The organism is Stenotrophomonas maltophilia group sp. Smal32 (assembly GCF_030237085.1).
In the GTDB taxonomy this organism is placed as follows: domain Bacteria; phylum Pseudomonadota; class Gammaproteobacteria; order Xanthomonadales; family Xanthomonadaceae; genus Stenotrophomonas; species Stenotrophomonas maltophilia_Q.
The window spans coordinates 1-8,211 of the sequence record NZ_JASJSI010000149.1 but is presented as its reverse complement, the minus strand read 5'-3'; the positions used below and the strand labels follow the sequence as shown (position 1 = coordinate 8,211).

Sequence of the window (8,211 nt, the reverse complement as noted above, 5' to 3'; positions counted from 1 at the left end):
CTTCCATCGTCGCCATAGATCTCGCTTCTGGGCTCGAGACATGCCGGGCCGCCCCATCCTTGCCATATCGTTCGCTCCTATCAGTGCAACTGTTGATCATGTTGCATTGACGGGTTGAACTCACCACGGCTTTTTTTAGGATGTCTCGCTCTTCAGTGACCCTGCGTAGCTCAGCCTTGAGGCGGCGCACTTCCGCGTTCTGGTCCTGCTCGACACGCCGGCCAACATCGCCTTTGCCTTGTTGCCGCTTCCAGCCGTAAAGACTATGGATCGACACGCCCAGTCGCTCGGCAACCTCCGCTACCGGACGGCCGTACTCAACGATCTGTCGGACCGCCTCGATCTTGAACTCATCGGTGTACCGCTTCGTGCTCATAACCACCTCCGCCTAAGCCATAGTTTATGGCTGCGAGGTGTCTACGGAACCCTGGGCGATTCAATGAGCGCAACCGTCACAACCAACGAAACCAAGATGATCGCGTTGGGATTGAATCCCGGCTTGATTGAAAATTATGCAGCGGTCTCCTTGGAGCCCGTCAGCTTTGAAGAGGACGACAGCCTGGGCTGGGCGACCACTTGGACCGCGGTTCATGCCGTCGAGCTCCACAACGGCGGGAAGGTCAACACTTACGGACGATCCTTCCACGTCCCCCAAGCCAAGCCCGGTTACAAACACCTGCTCAAGTGCTGGCGAGAAGAGCAGGGGCGGCGCGCAGAACTGGCTAATGATGGGTGACGTGACTCCTCCGATGAACGGTTATTGGGGAGACGGAGAGCTCGGAAAGAGTGAGAGGGCATCCGTGCTTCACGGCATCCATTTCGTCAGTCCCTCGGTGGGTGGCCCGCTCTTCAATACGGTGTGGCTTCCCACGCTTGCCGACTTGCGGGCGCTGCTCACTGACGCCGACCTTTGCAAAGCAGCCGAAACCGAGGTGAGGGCGTTCATTGACACGTTCGTGGACCCGTTGCCCCCTGAGCTCGACGAGGTCATTCACCAGCCATCGATAAAACAGATTTCCAGCTTGCCGGATGATTGCGGGATCGGCGTGGGCGTTTTTGTGACTGACGCGTTTGCGTTCGTCCTTCAGCGGATGATTCAGGAGGCAATGGCTCAGCACCGTGCGCGTGAGCTGGATGGGTTATGGAGACAGTCAGCGGCCGGTGGCAAACGAGCCAGGCTCTGACCGCTGGCTCAATGCCCACCCTTGCGCGTTTTCAGATTCGAGGTATCGGTAAGGGGATGGCCCATTCTGGGGCTACTCATCCCCACTCAATCCCTCTCAAGGAGACGATACCCATGACACGCAAGACCTTCCTTCGCGCCCTTCTGCCCATCGCCCTGGCTTCGCTTGCAGTGCCCGCGTTCGCCGCCGACACCACCGCGGACCTGACGATTCAGGGCACCTTGACCAACACCTGCCAGCTGTCCGTGACCTCCATCGAAGGCATGGACTGGTCGGGCATCTCCGAAGCTGCCGCCCGCACCTCCGGGCTGAGCATCGTGTGCAACGCGGGCACGACTTACTCCATTTCGCCGGGCCAGGGGCAGAACTTCGGCCTGCTGTCCGGGTATGAGACCTATCGGGCTGTGACCAACGGCGCCGGGGCTTACATCCCCTACGGTTTCTTCAAGGACCCGCAGGGAAGCCAAGTATGGGGGGATGACACCGACGCGTTCACCGGCGTTGGCGACGGCACCGTCCAGAGCTACAACTACGCGGTGCGCTTCCTGGCCCTCAAGCAGGCCGTGGGCGGCAACTACACCGACACGGTCACCGTCACCGCCACTTACAACTGATCCCCATCGGTTGTCCCGACGCCCCCGGCTTGCCCCGGGGGCTTTTTGTTGCCGAAAAGATGAGTAGGTATGGGTTGACGGAATGGTATTCCGATCTAGTTTGAATGGAGACGCCCCTAAAGGAGACCCCATGACCCATTCCCAACGTTTTTTGGCCGTGGCCGCCGCGTCCTTGCTGTCCTTTTCGGCGTCCGCCGGTTCCATCTCCGTCGGCCCCACCACCCTGATGGCCGATACCTCGGCCAAGCACGTCGCCGTGACCCTGCACAACAGCGGCGACGCGTCGGTGCGTTACCAGGTGAAAGCCGTGGGGTGGGATCAGGCCACAGGGCAGAACGTGTTTTCACCCACCACGGATATCGTGGGGGCGCCCACCTTCGTGGACGTCCCGCCCCAATCCAAGCGCACCGCCCGGTTGATGAGGGTGGGCGCGCTGGGCGAGCGGCGCTACTACCGCGTCCTGCTAATGCAGCTCAGGGCTCCCAACGTCCAAGGCGTCCAGTTGCTGGTCAACCAGGACTTGCCCGTGGCCTTTGAGGTCGCCAACGCGCCTGTCCCCCAGGTGACCGTCCAGGCGGTGCCCAAGGGCTACCGGCTGACCAACCACGGCCAGACCGCCGCCCGCGTGTCGTCCATCGGCCCGGCTGGTGGCAAGCCGTGGCGCGAGGGTGCGTTGGGTTGGACCCTGCCGGGGGCCTCAATGACCTACGAGGCCCAGCCCGGGCAGCGCGCTGAAAACCTTTCAATCACCGTCAACGGCCAGCCCGTCACCGTCCCTGTGGGGCGGTGATCCATGCGTGGCCACGCCTTGGCGTTGTTGTTGCTGGCTGCATCGTCGGCCAGCGCAGCGGTGCCCGAAGGCGTGGCACCCGCGTTCCTGGTGCCGGTGATCGGCGGCAAGGCCAAGGCGGATCCGCTCACGTTCTGGCAGCAAGGCGGTCAGTGGTTCGCCGAGCCGGCCACGCGGCGCGAGGTCGGACTCCAGCTTCCACCGGGTCAAACGGATCCGATGAGCGCCCAGGCGCTGGGCGTGGGCTTTGCCGTGGACGAGGCCAGCGCCACGGTCGCTCTGGACTTGCCGGCAGACCGGCTCAAAGCCCAGCGCGTGGCCCGTGTCCGCGCCGAGCGCGGCCCCATCGCGCCGCCCGCTCCCGGGGTGCTGGTGAACTACAGCGTGGCGGGCATGGTGTCCGAGCAACAGCAGGCGCTCTCCTTGGGGCACGAAGTCCGCAAGGCGGGCCGTTGGGGCGTTGTCAGCACCAGCGGGCAGGTCAACACCGACGCGTCGGGCACCGGCTACGTTCGCGGCGTGACGCGCTGGCAGAAAGACGATCCCAACCGCTTGGTGACTTACCAGGCCGGCGATGTGTTCGCTGGTCCGTCGTCCTCTCCGGTCAACCTGGCTGGGATGCGCGTGGCCAAGGACCCGCGGGCGTTGGACCCGTTGACGCCCACCTATCCCGTCCCGATGCTCGGTGGCGTGGCGCTCGATCCGGCCACGGTGGAAGTCCTGGCCAACCGCGCCCGTGTGCTGCAGGGCCAGGTGGGGAAGGGGCCGTTCACGGCCGATGGCAGCGCCTTGGGCACCGGTGCGCAGCAAACCCGAGTGGTGGTGCGAGACCCTTACGGCCGCGAAACCGTGGTGAGCGATCAGCGTTTCTACGTCGCCCCCACGTTGCTCCGCAAAGGGCTCACCACCTGGGAAGTCGCCGCCGGCCGTGTGCGCCAAGGGGAGAGCGATTATGGAGCGTTGGGCGCGACCGGGGCGGTGGCTTGGGGCCTCAATGACCGGTGGAGCCTGCGCGGCACCGCCCAAACCTCATCGAACGGTAAGGCCAACGTGGCGTTGGGGGCCACCACGGTGCTTGGCACCTACGGCACGCTGGATCTGGAAGTGGGCACGTCAACCCAAGGCGGCCAACGGCAGGCCATGGCTTACGACTACCGCGGCCCGGGGTTTGGCGTGCGCCTGGAGCACGAGCGCCAACAGGACTACTGGCGCCTGCGCGCCTCCAATGCGGTGGAGGTGGAGCAGCGCACCCGAGGCTCGGTCTTCTGGCGGCCCACGCCCCAGTGGTCCCTTCGGGCCAGCTATTCGGACGTGCGCACGCCACGCTTTCGCACCGCTTACGCCGACGCCGGGCTGACTTGGCGTGGCTACGGGCACACCGTGGCCGTCTCCGCGTTGCGCGATCTGGAGCGCAAGGAAACCCGGGTGGAGGTGGGCTACAGCTACGATTTCGGCCGGGGCAAGGGCGTGAGCGTTAGGGCCCGGCAAGCCCCCGATGCCACCGCTTGGGCCGTCCAAGGACGCGCCCGTCCCACGGTGTTGGGAACCCCTGTCGGCTTGTCTGCTTCGGTGGACGAGGGAGCGGCTGGCCAGACCGCCCGGGCCAACGCCAACTGGACCACCCGGGCAGGGTGGGCCCAGATCAACGCCGAGCACGGGCCCAGCGGCACCTGGGCTTCCGGTTCGATGGCCGGTGCCGTCCACCTGGACCGCCAGGGCGTGACGTTCCTAGGTCCGGCCGAATCCTTCGCCGTGGTGGACGTGCCCGGCCAAGCCGGGGTGCCGGTGAGGGTGGGCGGCAGATTGGTGGGGAAGACCAACGCCCAAGGCCGCCTGGTGGTGGGCGAGGTAACCCCGATGGTGCCCACGGAGGTCCGCGTAGACGATCGGGCGCTGCCACTGGGCACCCAATTGGCCGAGATCGAGCAAACCGCCACCGCTGGCCGCCAAGCCGGCATGCACCTTACCTTCCCGGTCCTGACCGAGGCCGCGCGCACCTTCCGCCTCACTGGCTCGGCCATCGAAGCGGGCACGGTGGCCAAGACGGCGACCGAGACCACCCAGGTGGGCTATGACGGGGTGCTCTACCTGAAGCAGCCGCGCCCCGGCCAGACGGTGGAGGTGGAAGGGGTCTGCAAGGCCACGTTGCCCAGCAACTTGGGCAACGCGACGGTCGCTCTCGATCTGGATTGCAAGTAGAAATTTGTCAGGACGGCGTGCTAGCACTCCAGCGGTGATCGTTTCGGACCCCATCGGGCAATGGCCGAATCGATGGTGTGTATTTTCCAGACACGGCCGTTGCTTTGAGGGAATCGGACCAGCGCCACAGATCAATGAGGTCGCCGACGGTGCGCTCGGAAATGTCAGCGTCCGTTTCCCCCATTTCCTCTGAGTGCTTGTCCAGTCGTGACTGGATTCGTTTGAGGATCTCCAGCGCGTCTGCATACAGAACACTGCCTTGATAGCCCACGGAGTTGAAGGCCGTCTGGAGCTGGTGCAGCCGGCGATTGATCTTGTGGCCCTCTTCCTCAAGCTTTGCTAAGCAAGAGGCGGCGGCGACCCGTCCATCCTTTGGAGCTGGCTTGGTGAGTCTATGCTCCTGAAGAAGCCGTTCGTAATTTGCGTAACCGTTGATGGCGCCTTCAATGGCTTGGGTGATCTCACCCAAGATAGGCGCGATGAAGACTTTGGCTTCGGTGCGCTTTCGGCGCTCCTGCCAATTCGCGAGCCATGCACCAGCTCCAACTGCAAGGAACGAACCTACGGCCGGGCCGACAATGACGTTGGCAAGCTCTGGAACCTTGCTGTGTTGTGCTCCCATGAGAATACCTGCAATCAATGCAGTGACGACCAAGACGATCGCCCAAGGATTGATGGACAGCCATTCGGGCAAGCTGATCTTCTGCGAGTCTGTGTCATGAGCCATGCGGTTCCCCTTAATTTCCGTTTGAGAGCCTGCGCGTTGTCATCCCCTGCGCAGTTTTTACTACTCTAACCTCACTCGACCCCAAGCCGGGCGAGAGGCAGGTGCTCCAAGAGGTGTCGAGACAGGGGGGGGGCAAGGCGAGGCCACTGTCTCAGGGGCTGAGAGGGGGCTCATATGCTGCTTATGAACAATGCTTGGGCCAACAAGCCGTGTCCTCTGGTGGTTTGGAGGTCGTGCGTAGCGATTGCCTGGTGCGCATGACGGCTCATCTACCGTGTGACTGCCGCCAGGAGGCTCATCACCTCCGGAGCATTACTGTCCCTGGTCCATGGATCTGAATCTGAAGGCTGGAAAGGGTAGTATCGCCGAAAGTATTGTTGTGATAAATGATTGATATGCTGGGCAACGGTAGACCTTCGGGGCTAACCAGGCTTCGTCGCTCGTCTTGCTGAAGGGCTCCTGCGGGTTCACCCCCGTTTTCACGGACACTTACGAGAAGGCCGATCAAGGCCATGAGGAGTGTTCATGTCGAAGCGAAGGAAGTTCAGCACCGAGTTCAAGCGCGGTGCGGTTGAGCAGGCCAGCCAGCCGGGCGTCAGCTGTGCCCAGGTGGCCCGGGAGCTGGGGATCCGGGATGCATTGCTGACCCGCTGGAAGCGGGAGGCCCAGAGCCGGGGCCAGGTGGCCTTCGGTGGCACCGGGACGCCCCGGGACGAGGAACTGGCGCGGCTCAAGCGCGAGCTGGCCCGGGTGAAGAAGGAGCGGGATTTTTTGCGAGAAGCGGCGACGTTCTTTGCCAAGGGATCATCCTGAGGTATCAGGTGATCGAACGTTGCCGCGATGAGTTTCCAGTGCGACTGATGTGTCGTTGCCTGCGGGTCTCGGCCAGCGGTTACTACGACTGGAGTAAGCGCTTGCCCAGTGCCCGGGAGCGCGACAACCAGCGCTTGCTCGGCCGGATCCGTGAGTTGCATGAGGACAGCCGGGGCACATTGGGCGCCGGCCGGATGCATGAAGACCTTGCCGAGGAAGGCGAGACGGCGAGCCTGAACCGGGTGGCGCGTCTGATGGCGACCGATGGCCTGCAGGGTTGGCCGCGACCGAAGCGGCGAGGCCAGCGCGGCAAGCCGGCGCTGACGCCGCCGGGTGTGCGCAACCTGCTGGAGCGGGACTTCACCGCGTTGGAGCCGGAGACCAGGTGGGTCACCGACATCACCGAGCTCAAGACCCGGCAAGGCAAGCTGTATCTGTGCATCGTGCTGGACCTGTTTGACCAGCGGGTGGTGGGGTGGTCAATGCATCATCGTCAGGATCGTCAGATGGTGATCAGGGCCGTGCAGATGGCGGTCTGGCAGCGCCAAGGCAGCCATCCACTGATCCTGCACTCCGACCGTGGCAGCCAGTTCCGAAGCGGCGACTACCAGCGTTACCTGGCGGCCAACGGCTTGGTGTGCTCGATGAGCGCGGTGGGCCACTGCGGTGACAACGCCGCGTGCGAAGGCTTCTTCGGCCTGCTCAAGCGCGAGCGGGTCTACCGCATGACCTACCCAACGCTCGATGCCGCGAGGGCGGATGTGTTCGAATACATCGAGCGGTTCCACAACCCGAGGATGCGACGAAGGGTCGCCAGGCAAGACCAGAAGTTCTCAGCCCTTTTACAACCGTCCGTGATTTCGGGGTAGAACCCCGGTTAACCCGAAGGCCACCACGTCGGGATGTTCCAGCCGTTGGCCCTGGTGCATGTTGCGCAAGAGCGCGGCCAAGTCGTTTCGCGTCAGATCGGCACGGTGGGCCAGTGGCCACCCCAGCACCCAGCCGTCCGAATGCCTCTGGACGTGAACGACGAACCGGGGGTGCATCCAGCGCTCTTGGAGCTGGGCAAGGACGCTGGCTGGCTTGGCAAAGCGCCCCACCTCGACCAGGTGGTTGTCGGAGCGCTGCAGGACAAACAGCCGGTCGGCCAGCAGGGCGTCCAGCGGTTCTGGTGGCAGCCGCTGGCTCAACTCGGGCCAGGCCAACAGGTCACGGCTGCCCCGCTCGGTGATGCAGCGCTTGCAAGCCATGCGCAGGTTCTCGGTGTCCCTTGGGCCGGCTAGGCTTGACGGAACGAGCGGTGAGAGCCCCCACGAGTGGCGACGGTCCAAGTCCAAGGGGGCGGTGCAGAAAGCGCACACAGGGCTTTCGGAACGGCGGGCCACGTCCAGCGCCCAGCGTGGGATGGCAGGCGCACGGACGGCATGGAAGGCCAGCACGCGACGGGCAAACGCGTCCAGGTCAGCGGTGTTCATGAGAGCACTCCTGAAACGACAGCAGGCGGATCGTTGATGGCCAATGGCGGTGAATGGAGGCCATGGCGCGCACCCTCGTTTGACTAAAACGAATTGGTGCGAGGGATTTGCGGCTTCCTTCCAGGGGTTCTTTGGCTCCCCACTTGTGATTCGGGAAACGCGCTGTGGGTGTATCCAAGGGCACTGCACACGTTTGACTAAAACCAATGTGATTTGGGTTTCTTGGGGCGGTGCTGCGGGTGGGCGAGGGCAACCTGTCCTGGGGATCCGGGGCAATGCGAAACGGTGGGCTGAAAAACTTTGCACGGGTTCCCGGGGTGGGGCATCGGTGGACGTGAGGGGTGGAAGAGCGGGAGCGTTGCGAGGGCATGGCGTGGGCGGTGGTCCTGTGTGGCGAGGGGGCGTAGAC

Annotated in this window: 9 protein-coding genes; 6 read left to right on the top strand and 3 right to left on the bottom strand. The window is 63.9% G+C overall.

The window, feature by feature from the left end:
- On the bottom strand, positions 1-376 hold a 376-nt coding region (locus QRO91_RS20880; RefSeq protein WP_285310542.1), incomplete at its 3' end, for a transposase.
- 63 nt (positions 377-439) lie between these two features.
- Between QRO91_RS20880 and QRO91_RS20875 the strand changes: the two genes are divergently transcribed.
- The 5 genes from QRO91_RS20875 to QRO91_RS20855 all read left to right on the top strand — a co-directional run bounded on the left by QRO91_RS20875 (position 440) and on the right by QRO91_RS20855 (position 4,787).
- The gene (locus tag QRO91_RS20875; protein ID WP_049403041.1) at positions 440-736 is read left to right on the top strand and encodes a hypothetical protein; all 297 of its coding nucleotides are present in this window, start codon (positions 440-442) and stop codon (positions 734-736) included.
- A complete protein-coding gene (locus QRO91_RS20870) occupies positions 729-1,184 on the top strand; it encodes a hypothetical protein (protein ID WP_125892007.1) in 456 nt (151 codons plus the stop codon). The genes QRO91_RS20875 and QRO91_RS20870 overlap by 8 nt, the downstream gene beginning before the upstream one ends.
- A 113-nt stretch (positions 1,185-1,297) precedes the next feature.
- Entirely contained in the window at positions 1,298-1,798 is a 501-nt protein-coding gene (locus tag QRO91_RS20865) for a spore coat protein U domain-containing protein (protein WP_006375771.1), read from the top strand.
- A gap of 130 nt (positions 1,799-1,928) precedes the next feature.
- Complete coding sequence (locus tag QRO91_RS20860) at positions 1,929-2,588, top strand: molecular chaperone (RefSeq protein WP_061478950.1); 660 nt, start codon at positions 1,929-1,931, stop codon at positions 2,586-2,588.
- A 3-nt stretch (positions 2,589-2,591) separates the two neighbouring features.
- Complete coding sequence (locus QRO91_RS20855) at positions 2,592-4,787, top strand: fimbria/pilus outer membrane usher protein (RefSeq protein WP_197612656.1); 2,196 nt, start codon at positions 2,592-2,594, stop codon at positions 4,785-4,787.
- A 7-nt stretch (positions 4,788-4,794) separates the two neighbouring features.
- Here QRO91_RS20855 and QRO91_RS20850 read toward each other — a convergent pair whose 3' ends face one another.
- The gene (locus QRO91_RS20850; protein ID WP_049430732.1) at positions 4,795-5,514 is read right to left on the bottom strand and encodes a hypothetical protein; all 720 of its coding nucleotides are present in this window, start codon (positions 5,512-5,514) and stop codon (positions 4,795-4,797) included.
- Positions 5,515-6,039: 525 nt separating this feature from the next.
- Between QRO91_RS20850 and QRO91_RS20845 the strand changes: the two genes are divergently transcribed.
- Positions 6,040-7,196, top strand: a protein-coding gene (locus QRO91_RS20845) for an IS3-like element ISStma5 family transposase (protein ID WP_087944427.1) whose coding sequence is annotated in 2 segments (ribosomal slippage) — positions 6,040-6,280 and positions 6,280-7,196 — 1,158 coding nt in all. Because the reading frame shifts where the segments join, the coding sequence is not laid out codon by codon here.
- On the opposite strand, the gene QRO91_RS20840 is transcribed toward QRO91_RS20845, so the two are convergent.
- Complete coding sequence (locus QRO91_RS20840) at positions 7,170-7,802, bottom strand: hypothetical protein (protein ID WP_285310541.1); 633 nt, start codon at positions 7,800-7,802, stop codon at positions 7,170-7,172. The genes QRO91_RS20845 and QRO91_RS20840 overlap by 27 nt on opposite strands.
- Positions 7,803-8,211: the final 409 nt, after the last annotated feature.